Origin of the sequence: Agrobacterium sp. BT-220-3 (genome assembly GCF_025910175.1) — a bacterium.
Lineage (GTDB): Bacteria > Pseudomonadota > Alphaproteobacteria > Rhizobiales > Rhizobiaceae > Agrobacterium > Agrobacterium oryzihabitans.
In genome coordinates this window covers 445,244-468,864 of record NZ_JAPAIX010000002.1, presented here as the reverse complement: position 1 = coordinate 468,864, position 23,621 = coordinate 445,244, and the positions used below count along the sequence as shown (strand labels likewise).

The 23,621-nt window shown below is 58.5% G+C and carries 20 protein-coding genes; 11 read left to right on the top strand and 9 right to left on the bottom strand.

Features of this window, described 5'->3' with window-relative positions; genetic code table 11:
- The first annotated feature begins 63 nt into the window (after window positions 1–63).
- Together OK142_RS08690 and OK142_RS08685 are read left to right on the top strand one after the other, a co-directional pair.
- The gene (locus tag OK142_RS08690; RefSeq protein ID WP_003497383.1) at window positions 64–555 is read left to right on the top strand and encodes a hypothetical protein; all 492 of its coding nucleotides are present in this window, start codon (window positions 64–66) and stop codon (window positions 553–555) included.
- Between the two features lie 183 nt (window positions 556–738).
- Window positions 739–1,062, top strand: a complete 324-nt coding sequence (locus OK142_RS08685; RefSeq protein ID WP_498682220.1) for a hypothetical protein — start codon at window positions 739–741, stop codon at window positions 1,060–1,062.
- A gap of 29 nt (window positions 1,063–1,091) precedes the next feature.
- Here the strand turns inward: OK142_RS08685 and OK142_RS08680 are convergent, their stop codons facing one another.
- Window positions 1,092–2,231 (bottom strand): ROK family transcriptional regulator, encoded by a 1,140-nt coding sequence (locus OK142_RS08680; protein WP_498682218.1) that lies wholly within the window; start codon window positions 2,229–2,231, stop codon window positions 1,092–1,094.
- A 93-nt stretch (window positions 2,232–2,324) separates the two neighbouring features.
- Here OK142_RS08680 and OK142_RS08675 point away from each other — a divergent pair, with 93 nt between their 5' ends.
- The 6 genes from OK142_RS08675 to OK142_RS08650 all read left to right on the top strand — a co-directional run bounded on the left by OK142_RS08675 (window position 2,325) and on the right by OK142_RS08650 (window position 8,560).
- The gene (locus OK142_RS08675) at window positions 2,325–3,698 is read left to right on the top strand and encodes an ABC transporter substrate-binding protein (protein WP_313616479.1); all 1,374 of its coding nucleotides are present in this window, start codon (window positions 2,325–2,327) and stop codon (window positions 3,696–3,698) included.
- 67 nt (window positions 3,699–3,765) lie between these two features.
- Window positions 3,766–4,677: a carbohydrate ABC transporter permease gene (locus OK142_RS08670; protein WP_498682216.1), complete on the top strand. Its 912-nt coding sequence runs from the start codon at window positions 3,766–3,768 to the stop codon at window positions 4,675–4,677.
- Complete coding sequence (locus OK142_RS08665) at window positions 4,677–5,765, top strand: carbohydrate ABC transporter permease (RefSeq protein WP_498682215.1); 1,089 nt, start codon at window positions 4,677–4,679, stop codon at window positions 5,763–5,765. Before OK142_RS08670 ends, OK142_RS08665 begins: the two co-directional genes overlap by 1 nt.
- Window positions 5,766–5,770: 5 nt before the next feature.
- Entirely contained in the window at window positions 5,771–6,883 is a 1,113-nt protein-coding gene (locus OK142_RS08660; protein WP_498682213.1) for an ABC transporter ATP-binding protein, read from the top strand.
- 10 nt (window positions 6,884–6,893) lie between these two features.
- On the top strand, window positions 6,894–7,619 hold the full coding sequence (ugpQ, locus tag OK142_RS08655; RefSeq protein ID WP_498682212.1) for a glycerophosphodiester phosphodiesterase: 726 nt from the start codon (window positions 6,894–6,896) through the stop codon (window positions 7,617–7,619).
- 26 nt (window positions 7,620–7,645) lie between these two features.
- Window positions 7,646–8,560 (top strand): TIM barrel protein, encoded by a 915-nt coding sequence (locus tag OK142_RS08650; RefSeq protein ID WP_498682211.1) that lies wholly within the window; start codon window positions 7,646–7,648, stop codon window positions 8,558–8,560.
- A gap of 83 nt (window positions 8,561–8,643) precedes the next feature.
- On the opposite strand, the gene eglC is transcribed toward OK142_RS08650, so the two are convergent.
- Window positions 8,644–10,041: an endo-1,3-1,4-beta-glycanase EglC gene (gene eglC, locus OK142_RS08645; RefSeq protein WP_498682210.1), complete on the bottom strand. Its 1,398-nt coding sequence runs from the start codon at window positions 10,039–10,041 to the stop codon at window positions 8,644–8,646.
- Between the two features lie 297 nt (window positions 10,042–10,338).
- Here eglC and greA point away from each other — a divergent pair, with 297 nt between their 5' ends.
- Window positions 10,339–10,821 (top strand): transcription elongation factor GreA, encoded by a 483-nt coding sequence (gene greA / locus OK142_RS08640; protein WP_216333032.1) that lies wholly within the window; start codon window positions 10,339–10,341, stop codon window positions 10,819–10,821.
- Between the two features lie 84 nt (window positions 10,822–10,905).
- Here greA and OK142_RS08635 read toward each other — a convergent pair whose 3' ends face one another.
- A complete protein-coding gene (locus OK142_RS08635; protein ID WP_498682208.1) occupies window positions 10,906–12,324 on the bottom strand; it encodes an O-antigen ligase family protein in 1,419 nt (472 codons plus the stop codon).
- Between the two features lie 130 nt (window positions 12,325–12,454).
- Window positions 12,455–13,792: an SGNH/GDSL hydrolase family protein gene (locus tag OK142_RS08630; protein ID WP_498682207.1), complete on the bottom strand. Its 1,338-nt coding sequence runs from the start codon at window positions 13,790–13,792 to the stop codon at window positions 12,455–12,457.
- A gap of 412 nt (window positions 13,793–14,204) precedes the next feature.
- Here OK142_RS08630 and OK142_RS08625 point away from each other — a divergent pair, with 412 nt between their 5' ends.
- Window positions 14,205–15,353: a glycosyltransferase family 4 protein gene (locus OK142_RS08625; protein ID WP_498682206.1), complete on the top strand. Its 1,149-nt coding sequence runs from the start codon at window positions 14,205–14,207 to the stop codon at window positions 15,351–15,353.
- 8 nt (window positions 15,354–15,361) lie between these two features.
- Window positions 15,362–16,453, top strand: a complete 1,092-nt coding sequence (locus OK142_RS08620) for a glycosyltransferase family 4 protein (protein WP_498682204.1) — start codon at window positions 15,362–15,364, stop codon at window positions 16,451–16,453.
- 38 nt (window positions 16,454–16,491) lie between these two features.
- On the opposite strand, the gene OK142_RS08615 is transcribed toward OK142_RS08620, so the two are convergent.
- From OK142_RS08615 to OK142_RS08595, 5 genes are all read right to left on the bottom strand, one after another.
- Window positions 16,492–17,697, bottom strand: coding sequence for a glycosyltransferase family 4 protein (locus OK142_RS08615; protein WP_498682201.1), 1,206 nt, complete (start codon window positions 17,695–17,697; stop codon window positions 16,492–16,494).
- 87 nt (window positions 17,698–17,784) lie between these two features.
- Window positions 17,785–19,344 carry an O-antigen ligase family protein gene (locus OK142_RS08610; RefSeq protein WP_498682199.1) on the bottom strand — a complete coding sequence of 520 codons (1,560 nt, stop codon included), beginning with the start codon at window positions 19,342–19,344 and terminating at the stop codon, window positions 17,785–17,787.
- 79 nt (window positions 19,345–19,423) lie between these two features.
- A complete protein-coding gene (locus OK142_RS08605) occupies window positions 19,424–20,080 on the bottom strand; it encodes a hypothetical protein (RefSeq protein WP_498682197.1) in 657 nt (218 codons plus the stop codon).
- Between the two features lie 13 nt (window positions 20,081–20,093).
- On the bottom strand, window positions 20,094–22,352 hold the full coding sequence (locus tag OK142_RS08600) for a polysaccharide biosynthesis tyrosine autokinase (protein ID WP_498682196.1): 2,259 nt from the start codon (window positions 22,350–22,352) through the stop codon (window positions 20,094–20,096).
- A 128-nt stretch (window positions 22,353–22,480) separates the two neighbouring features.
- Window positions 22,481–23,386: a hypothetical protein gene (locus tag OK142_RS08595; RefSeq protein ID WP_498682194.1), complete on the bottom strand. Its 906-nt coding sequence runs from the start codon at window positions 23,384–23,386 to the stop codon at window positions 22,481–22,483.
- Window positions 23,387–23,621 lie beyond the last annotated feature (235 nt).

The window sequence follows — 23,621 nt, the reverse complement described above, 5'->3', positions numbered from 1 at the left end:
AGCCAACATGCAGCGGGCAGGCATCGGGAATTTTCGAAATTGATAGCGTTTAACGGAAGCTACATGGCGTTCGAGCCGCGTATCGAACCTTACCAGCGTGCCGACGACGTCGGTTATGCGGTCAGCGAATTCATGTGGTTCAAGGGCCGGCCCTTCTATCCGGTCTCGGCGCTGGTTCACGCGAAAGTTGCCCATGCCAGGCTGTCGGCGCAGAAAAGTGACGATCAGGACGAAGACAATCTCGATATTCTTTTCCGCATGCCGGTCGTGGCGGGCGGTCATTTTTTCGAGATCGTCCTGCGTTCGAACGAAGGCACATCTTACGGCGGCTGGCTGTGGGGAGAAGAGCTGGAGATCCTGAACGAGTTCGTCAACGGCTATCGCGTTCTGGCGGGGAAGTTCGACGACAGGTTGATCCGGTTCGAATATTCCAAGCGGTTTCAGCGCTACCGGACGGCCGAGCCGCTGCCGGTGGAAAAATCCGTTTTCCTGATCCAGCGGGAGGCCAAGCCTTACGCGGGAAAAAGGGAAATTCCGGGAAGCCCGGCACGGTAATCGCCCGGGGGGCGCCTATCCGTTCAGGGGAGCGGAAGGCGTGGGGAAGAGGTGGTTCGACAGGTACTGCGCAAACTGCGCGCAGCACAAGCATGCCCGATAAAGCCATGGCTTTATCGGATGTCTCGGGGTGAATTTTTTATTTTTATTGTGTGGAAAATTATGATGCCCAATAGAGGTAACATGCGTAACAGGCGGGTGTCATCGCAACTTGTCGCGGTGAATTGCGCCCCAGGCGACGAGGTGCTTTCCATTGAGGAGAGCGCCGACGAGAAGCCGCGCCCATTCGTTCCGAACGACAGACTGCATGTCGTGGGCGAGCCGGTTTCCAAGACTGTATTCAGGTCTCGCCCGTCGGAGAGCCGGGTGGGAGAAGACACATTTCGGGTGACGGAAATCAGCAACACGGTCATCGACGCTGACATCAGGGTCGCGAAATGGGCCTGGGCGGCGCTGGTGATCGCGCATTGCGGGCTTATCTATTTCATGGTGCAAAATCTCGGCTGAGCGGTTTGCCCGCAAACATGGTCCACCCTTCAGCCGGCGTCGCTGACACCATGCAGGATCATCGCCGCGGCACCGAAGGCCACGGGATCTGTGGCCACCACTTCCGGCAGCAGGATTTGCGGCTGTATCACGCTTGCGCCGTTGAACGGGTCCGAGCGCCCGTAGTCCAGCCATTGCGCCAGCCTCTCGCGCACGATCCTCGGTAAGGTGCCGCCGACGAAGATGGCGGTGGGCGCCAATATGGCGCTGACGGCGAAGGCGAGACGGGCGACTTCGGGGCCTGCCCGCTCAAGCCATGCATCAAACACGGCGGGATTGCGCGACAGATAATCCGTCCAGACCTCTGGTGCGCGCCCCGAAGGTTTCTCACCCACATGCTCGAGACACCATGCGGCCAGATCTTCGAAAGAGGGGCGCGATGCGCCGCGGCCGCGCAGGGCGCCGATCTCGCCGGCATTGCCGAGATAACCGCGAAAAAGCTCGTTCTTGATGATGATGCCGCCGCCGATCCCTTCTGACAGATAGAGATAGGCGAAGTTTTCATGCCCGGCCGTGTTGCCGAGCGTGAGTTCGCCCATGGCGGCGGCATTGGCATCGTTTTCGATGATGACCGGGCAGCGCAACGCCTCGCGCAGCATGGCGGAAAGATCCGATCCCGCCCAGGAAATCACTTCTTCTGCAAGATCGAGCGACATGGCTTCCTTGCGAAAGCGGGTGGGCATGGCGATCGCAGCGCCGATCAGGTCGCTTCTGCTGATCGCGTTTTTCGCAAGCAGTTGCTCGGACCCCTCCTGAAGCGCCTGCTGGACATCGGAGAACGCGCCATAGGAACCCCGCAGCTGCAATTCTCCGACGATCTCCCCGCCGAAATTCAGGAGCGTCAACATCACCGAATAGCGGTTGGCATGCGCGCCAAGGGCGTAGCCGACGGTTTTTTTGAGCGTGAGGTCTATATGCGGTGCACCGCGACCTTCCTGCCGGCGTGCGCCCTCCTCGATAATGCCACGCTGAAGCAGATTGCGTGTCATCATGCTGACGGCTGCCGGGGTTATGTTGCAGTACTCGGCAAGCTCCACGCGCGAGGCCGAGCCCTTGCGCCTGATATATCCCAGAAGCGCGCCCTGTGTTGCACCGATGCCGGTCAGGTCGCCGTTTCGTCTCTCATTCAATGTTCCGCTCTCCCAGCCTTATCTCCGGAAATGTCATAAAGCTGTAAATTAAGCAACTTAATTAAATAATCAGTTTCAACGGGAATGGATCCTATGTTCAAGTCTCTCTCCTTGGCGGCGACGGTCGCTCTCAGCGCGCTTTTGCCGGCCGTTGCCTTCGCCGAAGACATCAACATCAAGCTCTGGACGCTTGCCGACAAGAATGCGCCAGGCCGTGTCACCAACATCGAGGCCGCGGCTGGTATCATGAACGCGCAGTTCAAGGCCGCAGGCGTCGACAAGCGCATCGTCATCGACATCAATAACAGCAGCGTACAGGGCTGGGACGCCTTCGCGCTCGATACGCTGAAGGCGTTTTCGGTGGGGCAGGGGCCGGATATCTACGTTCTGCCGCATGAGTGGATCGGCCAGTTCGCGCAGGACGGCTATGCGATGGCGATGGAAGGCAAGATCGCTGCCACCCCGTGGGTTTACGGCGATATTTTGCCTGTCCTGTGGGATTCGGCAAAGGCGACGGACGGCAAGATTTACGGCATTCCGCAGGACGCGGAGATCCGCATGTTCTTCTACAACAAGGACATGCTGCGCAAGATCGGCAAGGATGAAGCCTTCATCGAAGGCCTGCCGGCCAAGGTTGATGCCGGCGAATTCACGCTCGATGATCTGACGGCGCTGTCGAAGGAAGTGGTTGACGGTAAGGCCGCGCAATATGGCATGCTGCACCGTCCGAATGTCGGCATCGATTATCTGATGGTGTTTCAGTCCTATGGCGTGAAGTTCATGGACGAAAAGACCGGTAAGCTGATGTTCCCCAAGGCTGAGATGGCCAAGGCGCTCGGCTGGTACGAGCGTAACGCCAAGCAGGGCGTGACCCCGGTCGACAACACGGCCATGAGCTGGGAAGCCATCCAGACCGCATTCAAGCAGGAGAAGGCCTTTATTTTCCACCAGGGCGTCTGGGCGGTTGCCTGGCAGGTGGGTGAAAAGAACGGCGCGACCTGGCCGACCGATCGCGAGGGATATTTCAACAAGATCGGCTGGATTTCCGCACCGGCCGCCGAAAAGGGTGGCAAACCTTCCAACCTGTCGCACCCGCTGCTCTACACCCTCAATCCGAAAAGCAAGAACGCCGACATCGCAGCCGATCTCGTGGCGCTCGCGACATTGCCCTATTTCAACAACGAGCATGCCGTGACCTCCTATCACACGGCGATTAGCAACGCCCAGACGGCGATGCCGAAATATCGCGACAACTGGGTTCTTTCCGCCGCGTCGCCGATGATGAAGGATGCGCAGTTCGTGCCCAACCACACCAAGTTCGGCAGCTATAACAAGGTGCTGTTCAGCGGTCTGCAGGCGGTTGAGACCGGCAAGATGACGGCTGCGCAGGCGGTTGATTTCATCGCCGACGAACTCGAACTGCAATTCGGTGCGGAGATCGAAATCCGCGAAGCCGCAAGCAACTGAGTTTGCCAGAAACCACGCCGCCCGGCCTTGCCGGGCGGCTTTTCCGCGTTCCCACCGGTATATCGTAATGTCCCAATTCCAGCTCAGAGCGCGCCGTCCGGCCCGGCCGATCTTTTATCTGGCGCCCGCACTTGTCCTGCTCGGCCTGTTTTTTCTCGCGCCGATCGTCGTCAATCTGGTGATTGCCTTTACCGATATGGGCGCAAATCTGAAGGTCGGCAAATTTACGGTCGAGAATTTCCAGCGCATGGTCCAGCGTGACATGCGCCTGCCGATCGTGCTTCTGACGACGCTTGTTTATGTCGGCGCGACACTGTTCTTCTTCAATATCGGCCTGGGTGCGCTGCTGGCCGTCACGACGACGGCGATACCGGACCGGCTCGGCAATTTCTTTCGCGGCCTGTGGCTGCTGCCGCGCATGAGCCCGGCCGTGCTTTATGGCGTGCTGTGGATATGGATCGCCGATCCGACCTCTTCCGGCCTGCTCAACCAGTTTCTCGGCGCGCTCGGCGCACCCGCTCTCAACCTGCGCAATGACTTTCCGCTGCTTCTGGTGGTCGTGGCGAACGGCGTCGTCGGTGCGTCCTTCGCCATGGTCATCCTCACATCGTCCATCCGCTCCATACCCTCGCATCTGGCCAATGCGGCGCGTGTGGATGGCGCCAGCGAATGGGGCGTGCTTCGCCATGTCGTCGCACCGGCGCTTTCGGCTCCCATCCGCTTCATCACGCTCTATCAGGCGCTTTCGCTGATGACGACCTATGAATACATCCTGCTGATCACCGGCGGTGGCCCTGTCTACGACAGCACGACCTATGCGCTTTATATCTACCGGCGCGCCTTCGAAAACGGCGCTTACGCCTATGGCGCGGCACTGGCACTCGGCCTGATGGCCATCGGCGTTGCGGTGACACTCGTCCAATGGCGTCTCAGCAACATGCGCTCGACCTTTGCTCCCGCCAAAATCGAGGTACTGTGATGACGCTCGCCCACTCCCATGCGCCTGCCCGTAACAGGCGCGCGCTTGATCTGAAGCCGGACTGGACGCGCCTTGAAAGGCGCAGCCTCGCCCACCGCGCCGGCTTTATTCCCGTTATCCTCCTGTTCCTGACGGTGGTCTCGGTTCCGGTTCTCCTGCCCTATCTATGGCTGTTGGTGAAATCGCTGACGAGTTCCGACGACAATCTCAGCCGGCTTGTGCTGTGGCGCAGCGGTGCAATCGCCGCTTTTGCTTATGGCGGGGCGATAGCGGTCGCAGTTTTCTCCGCGCGCCTGCGCAATCCCGTGCTGTTGTGGCTGGCGCTTGGCGCCGTTGTTGCAGCACTCGTTTTCGTGCTGGTGCTGCCGCATCTGACCATCGAGAATTATAGCTTCCTGTGGAGCCGCGATATCGAGAAAACCGGCACCACGCGCATGGCGCTGATGCCGTCGATCTGGGCCGCGATGCGCAATTCGCTGCTGTTTGCCGCTTCCCAGACCCTGATCGTCGCGCTGGTCGCCACACCTGCCGCCTATGCGCTGTCGCGCTTCACCTTTGCCGGGCGTGAAAATGTGCTGCGCGGCCTTCTGTTGCTGCATGCATTTCCAGCACTCGCGCTCACCGTCGCGATCTTCGTGCAGCTGCATTACATGGGCCTGCTCAACAATCTCTTCGGCGTGGTGCTGGTGATGAGCGCGCTGGAGCTGCCGTTTGCGATTTTCGTTCTCAAGGGCTTCTTCGACAACGTTCCCTGGGACATTGAAATGAGCGCCGTCACCGATGGCGCGACCCGCTTCCAGGCCTTCCGCATGGTGGTTCTGCCGCAGGTGAAAAGCGGACTGATCGCGGTCGCCACCTTCACGTTTCTGCGCGGCTGGGAGGAATATGTCTTCGTCCAGACGCTGCTCATCGAAAAAAGCCAGATGACGATGAGCCTCTATCTCTTCTTCGTGGCACAGGACAGCGTCGGCGTGAATTATGGCATGATCGCCGCCGTCGGCATCATCTATCTGCTGCCTGTGCTGATCATTTACATCTTCACGCAGAAATACATCACCCAGATGAGTTTCGGCGGGATCAAAGGATAATCGCCATGGCCAGGATCACCCTAACCGACGTCACAAAAAGCTGGGGCGACACCAAGGTTCTGCAACCGATGACGCTCTCCATCGAAGACGGCGAATTCGTCGCCGTTCTCGGCCCGTCGGGATGCGGAAAGTCGACCACGCTGTTCCTGCTCGCCGGGCTTTACGCGCCGACTGGCGGAGAGATCGCCTTTGACGGCCACAACGTCAATCGCATCGATGCGCGCGACCGCAATGTCGGTATCGTCTTCCAGTCCTATGCGCTTTATCCCAACCTGACGGTGCGGCAGAACATCGCCTTTCCATTGCGTTTCAAGAATGTTCCGCGTGAAGAAGCGGCGAAACGGGTGGAGGAGGCGGCAAGCCTCGTGCAGATCAGCGCGTTGCTCGACCGGCGACCATCGCAGCTTTCCGGTGGTCAGCAGCAGCGCGTGGCGCTCGCCCGGGCGCTGGTCAAGGAGCCGAACATACTCCTCCTGGACGAGCCGCTTTCCAATCTCGACGCAACGCTGCGCATTACCATGCGCGCCGAACTCAAAAGCCTGCAGAAACGGCTGAAGATCACCACGCTGATCGTCACCCATGACCAGATCGAGGCGATCACCATGGCCGACAGGATCATCTGCATGAACAATGGCGCGGTCGCCCAGATCGGCACGCCCGACGATCTTTATCGCCGACCCGACAATCTGTTCGTGGCCGGTTTCATCGGCACGCCGCCGATGAATCTCTTGAAGGGATGGGCGCAAGGCGGGCAGTTGCAGATTGGCGATGCCCTGCTCGATCTCGATGGTCCTTGCGACGGTGAGGTCACCTTTGGCCTGCGCCCGGAAGATATCGCCCTCATTCAACCCACGGAAGCGCGGCTTTCGGGGCAGGTCACCACCGTCGAGCCCATGGGGCGCGAGGTGTTCTACACGATCGACACGCCCGCAGGCGTGATCCACGCGCTTGAATATGGCGAGACCATACGCCACTCGCCGGGAGATCGTGTCGGGATCAGCTGCAAATCCGGCCTGACGCTTGTTTTCGACGCATCCGGTAACCGCATCGCCGGACTTCGCGCCAATCTTTCCCACCATTCGACCATTCCGGCACGTGAGCCGGAGCCCGTAAACTGACAGGACTTTCATGCCCAAAATCGTCTCCCATCGCGGTGCCAACCGGTTGGCACCCGAAAACACCTTCGCCGCTGCCGACCTCGCCTTGCTGCATGGGGCCGATTATATCGAGCTTGACGTGCGCGAGAGCGCAGACGGCGTTCTTTATGTTTTCCACGATGAAACGCTGGACCGAACCACCGACGGCACGGGACCGATCGGCCACGCCCTGTCGAGCGAGATCGATGCGCTGGATGCCGGCGGCTGGTTTGGTGAAAGCTTCAAGGGTGCGATTGTACCCCGACTCGATGCTTATCTGCGCCATTTGCGCGGCCGCTGCGGTGTCTATGTCGAATTGAAATATTGCGATCCCGTCAAGGTCGCAGCGCTGGTGCGTGGCCTCGGCATGGTGCGCGATACCTTCTTTTTCTCCTTTTCCGAGGAAATGCGCCGGGGCCTGGCTGCCGCTGCACCGGATTTCCGCAAGATGATGACGCTCGACATCGCCAAGTCGCCCTCTCTGGCGGCGGCGGTGCACCATGCCTCGATTATCGAGATCACGCCGGAACAGATGCGCAAGCCCGGCCTTGTCGAGGCATGCCGCACGGCGGGCCTCGAGGTCATGGTTTATTATGGGGGCGATGATGTCGACCTTCATAATGAGATCGCATTGGCCGGGGTAGACTATGTCAACGTCGACCGCCCGGACCTTTTCGACACGGTGCGGCGTGCCGCGCGGCTGCCTGAACTCGCATAAACTTCTTTACCCCTGGAGATGACGACATGAGCAATCTTATTGGTACCGGTTTTAACGCCGGCTCGGACGACGGCGAACTGGCCACCCTTGAAAACGATCTGCGCGCACTGGCCGATATTGGCTGCGACACCGTTGAACTGGCTGTGACCAGCCTCGATTTGATCGCAGGCGGCCGCATCATCGAGGAGCGCGCCGAACGGTTCGTGTCACTCGCAAAACAGTTCGATTTCCGCTACACCGTGCACGGGCTGGTGTCCTCCAATTTCATGGACCCGGTGACCTGCCGTTACCAGATCGACGCCGCCAAGGCGCTGGCTGTTCTGTGTGACCGCATTGGTGCCGGCATCCTCGTTCAGCATGGCGGTGCGCTGCGTGCGGACCAGATCGCCGAACGTGCCGATGCCGATACCCGTGAGCGGGAAGCCCTTTTCGAGCTTGCGGAATTCTGCAAGCCCTACGGCGTACGTATCGCGCTTGAGAATATCTTCTCCACCGAGCCCGGCCAGTATCGCCAGACGCCTGCCGAAGTGGCCGCGACCGTGAAGGCCGTCGGGCACGACAATGTCGTGGCGCTGATCGACTTCAGCCATGCCTATATCGAATCCACCTATCGCGGTCTCGATTTCCGCGAGCAGCTTCGCGCCATGGCGCCGGTCGCCGGCCATCTGCATGTCCACGATTCCTTTGGCCGGCCGCAGGGCTTTTACCAGCCGTATTTCGACCAGGAAAATACCGCGCTTGGCATCGGCGATCTGCATATGCCGCTCGGCTGGGGCGATATCGAATGGGAAAGCATCTTCTCGGAACTGACCTTCCTGCCCGATACCGTTCTGATGATGGAAATCGGTCGCCGCTACCGCGCCGAACAGCCGCCGAGCCTTGAAAAGGCGCGGCGCCTCATGTCGCTCCACGCCGATCGGATGCAGATCGCGGCTGAATAACGAGCTTCAACAAGGCGCAGCCCCGATAGGCTGAAGCCTGAAACGCCGGCAGTTCTGGACGCGACTGCCGGCGTTGTCGTTACTTACGCGGCCCAGTCGGAAAGCGAATAGGCCCTGATGTAGTCGATCATCATCTGCGAGCCATCGCTGAAATCACCTGCAGACGGCGTTCCCGCCATGCCGCCGACGGCAAGATTGACGAGCATATACATGGGGTCATGCATGTCGTCGGGCGTATCCGTTTGTGCCACCGCGACATCGTCAAAATACCAGGTGATATGTTCCGCGTCCCATAGCACGCCATAGGTGTGGAAGCCCTCCGTGCTCGGCACGCTGACATTGTTGATTACCGATGTCTGTTCGCCCGTCGCATTGGAGTGGGTGGACATGATCAGCGTATTGGGGTTCTGGCCGCGCATTTCCACGATATCCAGTTCCGGCGGCCAGGAACCGTCTTCCGGCAGAAGCCAGAAGGCTGGCCATGCGCCCCGATCGGTCGGCATATCTGCGCGGATTTCGAAATAACCATAGGTCTGGCTGAAGGAGGAATAGGTGTTCAGCATGCCAGACGTATAGTCGTAACCCTCGACCTCGGCGGCGATAGACTGCGGGGTTTCAGCGGCGGTGATGGTCAGCACGCCGTTTTCTACGCTGAAGGGATTGACCTCGGATGTCCCCGCATAAGCGGGGTTGATATACCATTGCGCCTCGCCATTCGTCGTCAGCGAACTTCCCTTTTCCGGTGCCCACCAATATTTGGCGTCCCAGGTTCCCTGATCGCCGCTGCGCAGAGAAAGCGCGTCGAATTCGTCGGCAAAGGTCTGGGTGAGGGATGACCGGTCAAGGCTGAGTTCGAACTGGTCTGCCTGAAGGTCGTCAATAGTGGTTCCGGCAAGCACAACGGCTTCACCATTTGCGAAGTTCAGCCAGAGATCGGCACCCTGTTGGGTGGAGTTGCTGACGAGTTGATCGAAGGATGTGATGCCGTAACCATTCAGCCGGATCGTATCGTTGGCGCTGAAGTCCATGATGAGATCGGTGCCGTTGCCGCTGGTAAAAACGAAAGTATCGGCACCACCACCGCCGATGAGCACATCGTTGCCGGCGCCCCCATCGATCGTCTGGCTGCCCGATCCGCCGGTGATGATATTGTCGAGCGAATTTCCGAAAGCATAACGGCCGTCTCCCGTGACCCGCAGATTCTCGAAATTCTCGGGCAGGGTGTAGCTCATCCAGGTGTCGATCGTATCGATGCCCTCACCGGCATTTTCGACGGCGCGATTGATGCTGGAATAGAGATAATAAATATCGTCGCCTGTGCCGCCCGCCATCGTCACATTGACGGAGCTGTCGCCCCACATGGAATCATTGCCGGCAGTGCCTGTCAGCAGGGGGCCGGAACCCGTGGCGGAAAAAAATCCCTGGGAATTGCCGCTGTAATAAAGTGTGTCTCCAAGCGCATTCACTACTGTCCGGGCCATGAACTGTCTCCTGTCCGTTAGCGTTGGCTTCCTCCCTCCTCCTGCGGAACATCCTAACAGGGCAAAAAGCCTCCTGTTAGGGCCAGAAATGAGGGGTGCGTGTGTGCCGGGACAGATTGCGTAAAAGCGTCGATCTGATTAACGGGCGATGTCGCAACCAGCCAGTTCCGCTTCCTTCACGTCCGTTTTTGAACCTGTGGCTGTGTTTCCGCTCTTGCCGCGCTCCACTATGCGGTGGCAGGATTGGACCGAAAAGGAGATGCCTGAGATGGCATCTCATCGGAATGGAGTACGAGATTGAGTGTAGCCTTCACCAAGGAAGACAGTGCCGAAACCGCAGCCGAAACCGTTCTGCCGGATCGGGTGATTTCGCCGCATCCCAATCTGGTGACCGAGGCGGGCCTGAAAGCGCTGGAACTGCAATTGCGGCTGGCGCGTGAGGCCTGCGAGGCGGCCAATACCGTCGAAGACATCAATGAAAGACGACGACTTTCCGCCAGCCCTCTGCGGGACGTCCGCTATTTCGCGGAGCGCATTCGCACCGCCCAACTAATGCCGAGCCCGCCCGCAAATGGCATTGTTGCCTTCGGCAGCCTTGTAACCTTCAGCCGCGATGACGGGCGGACGCAACAGTTCCGGATCGTGGGTGAGGATGAGGCCGACCCTGCTGCGGGATCGATGTCCTATGTTTCTCCCGTGGCGCGGGCTTTGATGGGGAAGACGGCTGGCGATGTGGTTAATCTGGGTGGCAGGGAGATTGAAATCATCGAGGTCGGCTAGCGCGCCGGTTTAAGGCTGGAGCCTATGGCCGCCGCTCAAATATACGATTTTGATCGCCTTAGCGCTTGTCGTCCACGTTTTTGACTAGGAGGTCGGATGCCTCAGGCCGCCCAATTTATCCGTGAAGCTTCCTTCATCGCCGCCGCGTACGTTCTGCGTCATCGCGGCCATCCGCATCATCGAATTTTTCATGAAAAGCCTGAAATCGAGATCGATGAAAGCATAGGCGAGGGCAAGTCCAACATGCGCCATGAAGACAGGATTGAAATTCAACTCTTCGAACTGGTAGCCGATAATGACCCCAACCGCTGAGTAGGCGAAGAAGCTGACTTTTCGTTTTCGGAAGACGGCATAGATGGTTGCAAAGGCGCTGAGAATGCAAAATCCAATGCCGGATGCATAAGCGGTTGCCAGAAAGCCGTTATGAGGCGTGCCGATCGTTGTTATCTTCGACAACTCAGAAATTCTACTGGCAAAGCCGATGCCCAAGGGATGATTGAGCATTACCTGGAAACCGCCGGTGATAGTCGTCCATCGTTCTTGTACGTTGTTGCTGCTATTGTTGTCCTCGAAAAAACGTTTCGAAAAAGCTTGCTCTGCGAAGTCGAAAGCGCCCAACGGCAAAACGGCGGCAATGACAAGAGCGGATAAGGCCAAACCGAAATATGTGCTGAGCAGCATCCTGATTGAAAAATTTCTGATGTAAAAATAGAGTCCGATGGCAAGTACCGCAAACACTCCCGACCTGTTGAGCGTGAGGGTAAAGCTGGCCAAGTAAACGACCAAGAATACGGCGAAAAGCGCGGGGCGTCTGCGACGCTCAGCAATATAGGCTGCTGCTGCGCTCGCTAGAGCGAATGCCGGTCCGGCCGTGTTGCCGACGGGCCAAATTCCTCCCGGTTTTTCAAAGCGCAAAAGTAGCGGATTGAACTCGCCCTTAGCCGCAGCCTCCCGTACGCCGGCTTCATCGAACATAAAGGATAGCCCGACGGAGGCGAGTTGGTCATGAATGATGATGTCCAGAAACAGAAGAATCGTCACTGCGATAAAGCCGGCGAAAATTCCCCAGCAGAAAATGTCGAGAAGGTTCTCTTTGAACATCATGTAGGCAAAGAACAGAAAATACACCGCGTAAAAATAAGTCATCGCAGTGGTATAGAATTCGCCGTCACCGCGGTCGTCGGCAAAGAGTGTCGAAAGCGCGAAAAAGACCGTCAGTGGAAGTAGATAAAACAGAATAATCGACGGGGTCAGGCTGCGAATATAGAGCAGGGCGATAGCGGGTAGCGTCAGTAAAACCAGCATATCGGTGATGTTGAGAAATCGCAGGCCGACATTGCTCGTCGCGACATTGCACTGAATGAAAAAACCAATCGAAAAAACAAAGACGGACAGAAAACGGCCGGGAACATTGACTGTTTTTGACGGGTAAAACGGCATCGCCAGGACGAAGCCCGGTAACGGGAACTGACGCGATGTCAGTACATTTGCGCTTAGGGTCATTCGCGGCCTGTCTTTCGATGGCGGACCTGGAGTGGCCCTGTTTGAGGGCGTTATCCCCGCGAGGCTACAGGGGGATGACAGTGAATAGTGGTCTTGACAGCATTGCCGCGCAAGATAATTTTCTGTGTTTTTAGCCGCTCAGATTGCCTTTCGGCGATGAACCTTCCGTTACAATTACCCGCTGGATATAATGCGGTTCATTAGAGTTTGGTGGGCTGGTGCCGAAGGCTGGATAGATTTGCAGGTATAGGCCGAAACCGCTGGGGCTAAGGTCGGGGTCGATGGCGATCTCATTGGCGACGGCCCACATCCAGCCACTATTGCTGAGGGCGTTCATTCCGCCAAATTGCAGGGCTGCGGCATTGATCGTACGGGATGTGCCTCCGCTTTTCACAACCAGGACAACAAAGGGTGGGCGTTGCCCCTCGGAGTATTTGTAAAGCACCGCAAATGAAACGGTTTTGCCAATCATCGCTGCCGCTTCGGTATTGCGGAAGTAGCGCAGTAGTCCGACGGTCTGGTTGCCATTCGCACGCAGGGCGAGGCTATGGGCGAAGGCGGGAGAAAAGGTGACATCGGCGGCTCTGGTAACAGAACCCGGCGCGTTCAGGCTCCAACCCGTCGGAACCGAGCCTGACCAATCGGTGAAATCGCCGTTGGCGATGAGATTCGTGGCGGGAAGCCTCGGCCAGCAAGGGGTCTGAAAGCCGCTGTCGGGCGCAGACGCCAGATAACAACCGAACAAGGTTCGGGCGATGATCCGAGAGCCGGCATCGTTCGGATGAACATTGTCCCGGTAAAGCGCCGCGTCCTTGCCATTCGCCACAAATGCCGCATGCGTATCCACCAGCGTGAGGTTCGGATGAGACCGGGCGACATCGAGGATCGCTTGATAGACTTTGTCGTAACCCGTGTTATCGCGCCAGGGATTTTGGGTGGTGATGAGTTGGGGAGCGTCAGGCCATTGCCATTCTGTCATGCCCAGCGGCCCGAGCAGGGTGGATCGCCCCGAACTCAGGATGCCGCCGGGTGCCTCGAAGCTCTGCATATTGTGCCCATGATGCATGATGCATACGTCGGGGCGTGGAATTTTCAGCGCTGCCGCCCGTTGTTCCGCGAGCATGTAAGCCGCCGTCCCGCCTGGCAGTGCGGCGAGATAGACCGTGAGCGTCGGGCCATTACCGGCGCGCAACGTGACCGGTTCGGCATAGGCTTTCGGTCCGGTGGGCGCATCTGTCTGCCATTCGGCCCATCGGTACACCACCACCTTCATATCGTGCAGTTCGCCAAGCATCATGGCAAATTGCTGGAACGGTCCGGCATCAGCATAGGCTGTGCTGTCGCCATTCACGAAGATCGTTGCACCCTGTCCCGCGGTCAGACGAGCGCGCAACGGCGAGAGAGCGTTCAAGGCCGGGACCAGGGCGCGCATGTTCCCGGGGACGATGCCGAGCGTTACGCCGATCATGCCGGCACCTCTTCCGTTCCCGTTCTATATATGCATATGTTATGTTTGAGCGCAGTCATCGGTCGTTCTCCTGGTCTGGCCGCAGGATAACCCTGCCGTAAGATCCGGGGAAAAACGCGAAGAACCTGAGCGTATAAATCTGAACGTCACGCATTTTTCTTTGAATTATTTTAAAATACAAAAATAGAATATTTTTCTTTTATTTTAAGTGGGCCGGATTTTTGATCCACATAAAGGTTTAAATGTCATTTTTTTTAAACGTAAGCAAGCATTGTCGTTCATACACTGAAGCTCATGATGAAGATATGCCTGTCGTCACCGATCATTTTGGTGTTGCTCGCGGTCAGCCTGTTCTTGCCCGCAATGATGGGCAATTGCCAATTGCGTTCTGCGACACGCTGCAGGTGACGCCATGACATCCGCTCTTTTTGTCAGCCATACCGGTGAGAAGGGCGGCGCTGAGCTTTTTTTGACGGATCTGGTCAAGGCCGGGCCGCATTCCTGGCGCGCCTGCTTTCTCAGCGGCGGCGCCGCCGCGGATGATCTCGAGGCCTCCGGGCGGCCGCCGATCATGTTGTCCGCCGGCAAAAAAATGCTGTCGATCCGCCGTGATTCATCGATTGGTTCAATGCTGCGTGGAGCAGCCGACGTGGTAGCCGTCGCCTGGCAACTGAGCCGAGAGGCGAGACGCTACGACGTCATCTGCGCCAATTCGCAAAAGGCGCTTTTTGTCTGTGCGCTTGCAGCAAAGCTCAGCCGCCGCCCGCTCGTCTGGGTTTTGCATGATATTGTCACCGATCCAGCCTTCAGCGCTGCCAATCGTCGCGCGTCGCTGGCATTTGCGCGCCTTTTCGCGAGGGTGGTTGCGGTCAATTCGCAGGAAACGGGCAGGGCTTTCATCGAAGCTGGCGGTGAGGCAGATAAGGTCCGCATCGTTTACAATGGCTTCGACCCCGCAAAGGCCGCCACTTATGATGCCGGCAAGGCCGCGCGGCTGCGCGCGGAATTGGGTCTTGGCCCCGAGCCTGTCGTCGGGTTGTTCGGCCGGCTGAGCGAATGGAAGGGGCAGCATATCTTCCTGGAAGCAATTGCGGCCATGGATGGCGTTCAGGCCGTCATCGTCGGCGGACCGCTGTTCGGTCAGGAGGCCTATGAGGCGCGTATCCGCGACCAGGCATCCCGTCTCGGTCTGGATGGTCGTGTCCGCTTCCTCGGCTTCCGTTCGGACGTTCCCGAGCTGATGGCAGCGATGGATGTGGTCGCTCACACCTCGATTGTTGCTGAACCATTCGGCCGGGTCGTGGTCGAGGCGATGATGTGTGGCCGGCCGGTTGTCGCTACACGCGGCGGCGGCGTTACCGAAATCATTCGCGATGGTGAGACGGGCCTTCTCGTGCCGCCGGGCGATGCTTCGGCACTTGCTGCGGCAGTCGGGTGCATCCTGTCGCATCCGGCGCTGGCAGAAAGGCTGGCGCAGAAGGGGCGGGAAGATGTAAGCCAGCGTTTTTCGCTGGAGGAGACCTGCAGAGCGGTTTCCGCGCTGCTGGCTGAAGCGGCATGAAGCCCCCGATGCGCATTCTCGTAAACATGCCGAGCCAATATGGTGGCAAGGCTTCCGGCGTCGCCCGCGTTACCTTCAGCCTGCTGGAGCAGCTTTTAGAGCAAACGCAGGATGACTATATTCTGCGCTCTCCCTGGACGCGGGCGCAACTGCCAGAAAGCCTGCGCGACAGCCGTCTTCAATTGATGGAAACTCCGCGGCCGCGTATCATGGTTTTCGATGTGCTGCGTCAGGCCGTGGCCTTGCCTGCACTTTGCCGCCGGCACCGTATTGATGTGCTGTTCAACGCCGATCCTTTTGGAAGTCCCCTCGGCGGTAAACGACGCGTCACGCTCGTTCATGATCTTTATTTCAAGACAATTCCCGAACAGATCGGCTGGCGGGCGACCTTGACGACCGATTTCATTTTCCGCCTGATGATGGCCGGTTCGGACCGCATCACTTGCGTGTCCGAAGCGACACGAAGGGATTTGGCGCGCTTTTATCCCTCTGCCGCCAGCAAAAGCCTGACCATTCACTCCGACAGCACCTTGAAGGTTGATCCGGAGGCTGTAAACGGGCCGTCGCCCGTTGCCGGGCCTTATATACTGGCGGTCGGAAACGCGACCTCCAACAAAAACTTCACCCTTCTGGGCAAGGCATTTGCGGTGCTTGGCAAGGCAAGGCCGGATTTGCATGTCGTGCATGTCGGCCGCGACGATGTGGAGGAAATCGGCAATGTGCTCGACGACCCGGAATTGAAGGCGCGGCTGATCCGGCTTTCCGGCATAGACGACGGGCAACTGGCTGAACTCTATCGCCATGCCGCCTGCCTTTGTGTGCCTTCGACCTATGAAGGGTTCTGCCTGCCGGTTCTGGAAGCGCAGCAATTGGGATGCCCGGTCGTTTGCTCCAACCGCTCCGCGACGCCGGAGATCGCCGGCAAAGGCGCTCTCACCTTCGATCCCGCCGACCCGGATAGTCTTGTCGCTGCACTTTACCGGCTTTTCCAGGAACCGGGTCTGGCGGACGATCTTCGCCGGGCGGGTTACGAAAACCGCAAGTTATATTCATGGCAGAAGGCGGCGGAGAGCTATGCGCGGCTTTTCCATAATATCTGACGTCTAACGGGCGCGTTTTCGCGTTGGAATCCCATGGCTTATGACCGGATGCTGTCGTGCAGATCCGCATAAAGCGTTTCATAGGCCGCAACCACCCGTTCGGGCGCGACGCCTTGCGAAATCCGCTCTATAGTTTCGGATGTCTCTTTGAGAAGCGAGGGGTTGCGCATCGCTTGGGTCATGCGTGCGGCGAGTTCAGCGGCATTGCCGGGCGTAAACAGACGCTCCGGTCTGTCCCTGCCGATCTGTTCTGCAACCCCGGCGAGATTGGCACCGATGACGGGAACGCCGCGCAGAATGGCCTCCGCGACAGTGCGCCCGAAAGCCTCCGGCCACAAAGGCGGTACGATAAGGCAATCTATGCCCGCGAAAAAACTATCGGCATCGACATAGCCGGGGAATTCGACGGGTAGGTCGGCGCACTTTTGCCGATAGGCTTCGATGCCGCCTGGTGCCCGGCCTGCCATGACCAGCCGCCAACCCTGTGTCGGTAAAAGCCGCAAGGCCTCCATCAGCAGGTCTGCGCCCTTTGGCGCCTCGATGCGGCCGAGATAGCCGAAAACAACCGGCTCATCCGGCCTGCGGGGAATGCGCTCACTCTGTGAAGCCGGCGGCGTTATGGCGTTCCAGATCACCACGCGGCGGTTTTCGGGCACATCAGCGAAAAAGCCGGCCTTCACATGACGCTCGACAATATCGCGACCGACACCGGCGACAGCATCGACGGCGCATTGGCAACGACGGTGCAGATAGGAAAAGGTGCGGCATTTTTTGCTGCTTCCGTCGCAAATATGCCCGTCGTGATACAGGGATCCATTGGTGCACATGCTGGTGAAATCATGCAGGGAATGAACGAGCGGAATGCCGCGCTTGCGGATCATCGGCCAGATCAACGGTGTCAGTTCCGACAATGAATGGGTGTTGACGATGTCTGGACGGAAATCATCAATGACAGCCGCAAGCCGGCGCACGAGGCGCGAGTCCAGTTGCACGGCGATTTTATAATATTTGCGCTTCCATCCCGGCTGCTGCTCCCAGTCGCCGATAAAAAACGGTGTGGTGTGTCCTAGTCGATGAATGGCGAAACCATCGCGCAGCTCCACAGCCTCCTGTTTCCGGGAGATTGCAGCCACCGCAACCGCGTGTCCCTTTTCCGCCAGACCGCGTGCAAGGTCCTCCACGAATATCTCCGCGCCGCCGACCCGGTCAGGAGAAAATAGCGATGTTACCTGCAATATCCGCATGCCAATTTCTCGCGCCTATCTGGTTCTGCAATTACTACAACTACTTCGCATCGCCGGAATATGGACCATGTCCCGGCTCCACGACTGCTAAAACGCGGTTTTCAACGTCTCATCCTGACCGACTACACCCGCCATTGCCGGGTCGGCTGAAGATTGTCTGCGCCGCCGTTCGTCCCGCTCCACTCCGGGTGGGCGAAGGCAAAGAGTGACGATGGGGGCAAGGAAGGCGGCATAGGCCATGGCGAAGCCGGGCACCTGCAGCGAAAAATCAAGTGTCGAATGGAGCATGACGAGCAATAGTCCGGCAAGGCCGAGATGGGAGGCGTAACGATAGCTTTTGCGCCTGCGCGCCCCGCGAATAAAAATAACCAGTTGGGCAAGCACAAAAAAAGCCGCGTAAAAGGGGAAGGCGATGCCGAGTGTCAGCAGGCCTTCGGCATAGACATTATGGGCATGGGTGACGACGGCATCCACGCCGCATTGTGCCGCATGATAGGGCGCATAGGTTTCCGCAAAACTCGCAAGACCTGACCCGAAGGGCCAATTGTCGGCGATGGCCCGCATGATGCCCGGCATGTAGCAGAAGCGCATGTCGTCTTCCACACGCGTTTCCATGCGAAGCGCCACCCGGCTGGCGAAAAGCGAGAACAGGGCGATGGCGATGGCGAGCATGAGTGCTGCCCTGCGTTTAAACCCACGCCGCTTACGTCGCGAGGCGGCCGCTTTGCGGCCTGTTCTCAAGGGAGCGTTGAATACGGTGAGAAGAATAAGGAGAAGCACCGCTGCGAAGCTCGACATGATCCCCGCGCGCGATCCGGTCAACATCAGGGCGAGAAAGCAAAATGTGGTGAGAGCGCCGATGAAGGCGGCCTTGCGAATGAGGCGTTTCTGCTCATCCGGCACCGTCAGGCGGTTGGCCACCAGTGCTCTGATCATTCTCCAGTCTGGAGCCACGAGCCTTTTGTGCAGCAGCGCCGCCAGGGTGAGAAGGATGAGGCCGAAGAATGTCGCGGCTGTGTTGCGATTGACGAAAAGACCGGTCAGGCTGCCGAGATAAAAGCGTTTCTGAATAAAGCCCAGCATTTCCGGGAAAAGCAGAAATTGCAGGATGGACCACAGCGCCAGCCAGCCGCCGGCTATTGCAAACCACCGCAGCGCCTTTGCCGCGCGCTCGTCACTATCGAAAATCACAAGACCGGCCATGAAGACCCCGAAGGGCAGGGCAGCGCTCAAAAGGCCGAGTTGATCATCCGCCGGAGTGAGTGACATTGTGGCCGCAGGCACGGCCTGTGTGAACATGGCGGCGGTTGCCCAGGCCGGATTGGGCGGGGCGATGCCTGGCAGGGACGATGTCTGTAGCAGCGCCTGGACGATGAGTGCTCCGAGCAAAAAGCTGGCGGCTGCCAGCGCTTTGCCGGATCCGCCCTGTGGCGGCCCTAACAGCAGAATGGAAGGCACCAGCAGGACATAAATAGCGATGGTAACGACAATGCGGCTTTCGATCTCGGTCGCACCACGATTGAGAAGCGCGAGAAGGAATATCGCCCAGAACGCGACTATCGCGGCCACCCGGAAATAATCTTGAAATGCGGCCGGTCGCGGCGGCGAGAAGGACAGCGGTTCTGACTGGGCTTCGAATGGTGGCATGGGGTTCGGCTTTGTAAGAAGTTTGCGGCGACAGTGACGGAAACGAAAAGGCGCTATCCGCCACTTCGCATATTTTGCCTCACGACACGGGCTTGGAACGTTTCGTGCTACCCGCTGGCTCTTGCGGACAGGCATCCCGCAAGGTCCAGCGTAGAATTTCACCTTCCCTGCCACAGACGACTGCTGTGTCTGCGTTTCTGGCCGCTTCGGCCTGCGGCAGCGCTTCTTTTGGAAATTGTTGCCACATTACGAAACGTCCGCGTATCAGATTGGCGTCGGCCGGCCCGTAGAGATGGGAAAAATTCATCAGCACGGCAATTTCCAGGGGCGAGGCGTTGCGCAGCGCACGAACCATGGCAAGACGCAACCAAACATCGCCGTTTGCCGGAAAACAGAAGAGCGCGTGGCGAACATAAGTTTCGGCAAAACCAAGACGCGCCGCCCCGGCCTTAGATGCCACGTCTTTGCCATTCGCATCGAGATCGGCCAGAACCAGTCGCAATCCCGCTTTGACGATATCTGAACGGCAGATTTTTTCTGTAATGACGGGACGAAGTCCATCGACCGCCTGGGCTAACATATCGGGTGCAAGGCCGTTGCGGTCGTCGGCTATTCCTGCCATCGCAACGACATCGGAGAAACGTCGCGTTTCGGAGAATGCCTGTGCCGCGATCGACAAAACGAACACGGAAACGATGAGAACCGGCACGACTGCGAAGACCTTGCGCAGGCGCATCACGCCGTCCCGTCTAGTCATGGTAATATCTGGTGTAGCGCGAATGATAATATTCGCTAGAGCCGTAAGCCCGGTAGAGCTTCAGCTTTTCCGTATCCACCTTGTTGAGAATGACGCCGAGGCATTTCTTGCGGATATGGACTTCGTTTTCAATGGTATTGCGCACGGCCCTGCGGGCGGTTTTGCCCCATTCGGTGACGAAGACGAAACCGTCGATCCGGCTGGCCATGGCGCGGGCGTCGACCACCGGCCCGAGCGGCGGCAGGTCGACAATGATGTAGTCGAAGACGCTGCTCGCCTCGGCCAGCAATTTGTGCATCTGCGCTGACGTCAACAGTTCGGAGGAATGCGGTACGCGTTGCTTGACGACGGTCGGGAGGAAAGCGAGCCGGGTCTTTTCGTCATGCAGAAGCGCATCGCGAATATTGCGGCCTTCCAGCAGTACTTCGAGCAAGCCCTCTGTGGCGTGACGCGCCAGAGCCCGTGTGGCGCCGGGATTGCGGATATCGGCATCCAGCAGCAGCACCCTTGCGCCCTGTCCGGCCAGAAGCTGCGCCAGATTGATGGAGATCGTCGATTTCCCCTCGCTCGGAAGGGCGGATACGACACCCACCACCCGCGCGCCATGTTTCGTGGCAATGCCAAGATCTATGGCAAGCCTTGTGCTGCGTAACGTTTCGGCAAAGGACGACAGCGGGTGGTCGACAGCGTAACGGGCGACGCTGGAAGGGCGTGTTGCGGCGGGTGCTTCATCTTGCCTCTTCGGCACTGCGTCTGCGCCAGGCTTGGTCTGGACGAGCGGGGTGTTGCCCAGGAACTCCAGCCCAAGAACGTCGCGCACCTGTTCCCCGGTCCGGAAGAAGCGGTCGCGGAATTCGCGGAACACGGCGATGCCGCCGCCGGCGGCTGCGCCCATGATCATGAACAGTGCCAGGATCATGGTCTTGTTTGGCTTGCTCGGCGTATATGGCGGCATCGCCTTGGAAATCACCCGTGCTTCTGTGACGGGAAAGGATTGCTGCTGCATCGCTTCCTGATAACGCTGCAGGAAGGTCTGATACATGTTCTTGTAGGTTTCGGCTTCACGCTGCAATTCGCGAAGCTGAACCTGGGTCTGGCTGGCGGAGGTGCTGACGTTGGTGGCCTTGGCGACGCTCTCCACGAGCGATTTTTCTCTTGCTTCAGCAACCTCCAGATCGCTTTTGTAACTTTGCGCGATCCGGCTGATTTCCTGGAACATCAGTCGGCGATATTCCTGCATTTCGTTGCGCAGACGCACCGCCTGAACATGGTTGCTGCCGAGCCGGCTTGTGATTTCCGCTTCGAGTTTCGAGGATTCGAGATATTTTTTGCGCAGATCATTTGCAACCGCGCTGTCGAGAATATCGGTGACGACCGCATCGACATCATCGGTGGCAAGAATATATTCGATGCGCTGCACGCGCGCCCGCGCTCGCGCCGTGTCGGACTGCGCGAGGATCAGTGCACTGTTGGACGCCGCCAGTTGCTGGTCGGACAGCAGGCCGCTGGTGCCCGTCTCGATCAGATTGTGCACGGCCCGAAATTTTTGCACGGCCAGATCGGTTTCAAGAGCGCGCTGGCGCAATTCGGCGATGCGGTCAGACAACCAGTCGCTCGCCCGCTTCGTCGCCTCATATTTGGAGTTGAGCTTATCCACCAGATAGGCTGACGCCACGGCGTTGACGATCTGTGCGGCGAGAACCGGCGACGTCGAATTATAGGTCAGTTCCAGCGCGTAGGTTCGGCCGATGCGCTTGACGCTGAGGCCCTGGAGCAAACGGTCCGACAGCGATCTCTTCAGGGTTCCATCGTCAATGACAGTCTCTTTTTTGACGGGTGAAAACCATTGCGAAACATTGACCAGTGAACGGACGGTGCTGAATATCGAACTCAGAAGCGATGCCCGCGTTGCCCGGAATTCCTGGTTTTCCGCCAGATTGAGACTGTCGACCACGGCAAGGCCGATTGTTTCGGATTGCAGGACTTCGACCTGGCTGAGAATGGAGGCTTCGTCCTCGATGACGCCGCCGATTGTCGATAGCTGCTCGACGATCTGGCTGTTGTTGCGATCAATCAAAAGGGTTGCCGAGGCTGAATAGATCGGAACGGCCGTTGCGGCGAAAGCGAGACCAATTGCCCCGGCGACGGCAATCGCGGCAAGGACGATGCGCCATTGCCGGCGGATCATCGCAAGAGCGGCGTCGATATCGATAAAGTCGGCTGTAAGTCCGCTCTTATCGTAATCGGTCATCGTCAGAGGATCGTGCCTTTGCAACAACTGTCAGCCTCGCTTTTTCCGGCGGGCGCAATGCCCGCCAAGTCTCGGTTGCATCGTGGAACAGTCGATCGCCATCTCCGGAGGAAATGGCAAAACCAGGCTCAAACGGGACTTGTGCTCGTTGGTGTGCTGGTGCTGCCGGTTGAAACCGTTATGGACAGCAAGGCGCCGGTGGCACCGGTTGTTGTTGTTGTTGTTGTTCCACTTCCTCCACCGCCGACGGGCGCTGCTCCACCCCCGGCTTGTACCGTCCCACCCGTATCACCCGCAGCACCTGAGCCGCCGATGCTGTTGCCGCTGGCAGGCGTGGAACCGGCGCCGCCGATAGGAGATGCAGCTGCTGCGGCGGCTGCGGGTGCAGCCGGGCCGGCAGCCGTTCCCTGGACGTTTTCGCTAAAGGCGATCAGCAGGTCGGAGGGTACGCCGGTACCCTTTGTCTGCAACTGGATCGCGGCCGCGAGTATCGTATTGCCCCTCTGCATTGCCGTGGAGTAAGCAAGTGCGAGACCTTCGCCGACAACTTCGGAGAAGTCCTTGTTGGCGACCTTCTGAGCCAGTGCAACGACGACGGGCAATTGGCTGGAATCATTCAAAACCATGGCAGAAAGCTGTTCGGAGAATTGAGCAGCGCTGGTAGAGACGGCAATGATCGGAAACCCGTTCGTGACTTCTCCTGCGATGTCGGCGGTTGCCGCATCGGTGCTTGAGGCGATGGTGATCAGATCCTTGACCGTGCCAGGCGCCGGCGACTGCTTGAACAATTCTGCGGCGGAAAGAGCGACGGTGCCCGGATTGGCGCTATGAACGCGCGCCAGAAAAGCGGCGTTGGTTTCATCTGCAGCCTTGACGGGCGCGCTTGTCGCGGAGCTTTCAACGGGTGGCGTCTGCTCCTGAACAGCGGCAGGTGCGTTTTCGACAGTCTGGGCATTGGCAGCTGCGGAAAAAAGGCCGATGCTGGTAACCAATATCGCACCAGCGAGCGTCGAGCCGTTACGAAGGCGGGACATTACAACTCTCCAAATTTTTAAAATACAAACTTAAGTATGCGTAATGTCGGACAGGGTTATCCAACATTTAAAATTTCTTCTTAAATCGCACAGGCCAAGCAAACGATCAAGTGTTAAAATACGCCTCGGGCGGCTGAAGTTTCGGTATCCTTAACCGGCTTTTGAGGCGCGTTTCGGTTCAAAGCCTTCCGATGTCGATCGCTGTCCCAACTGCGGGGCAGTCGGGTGTTGTTGC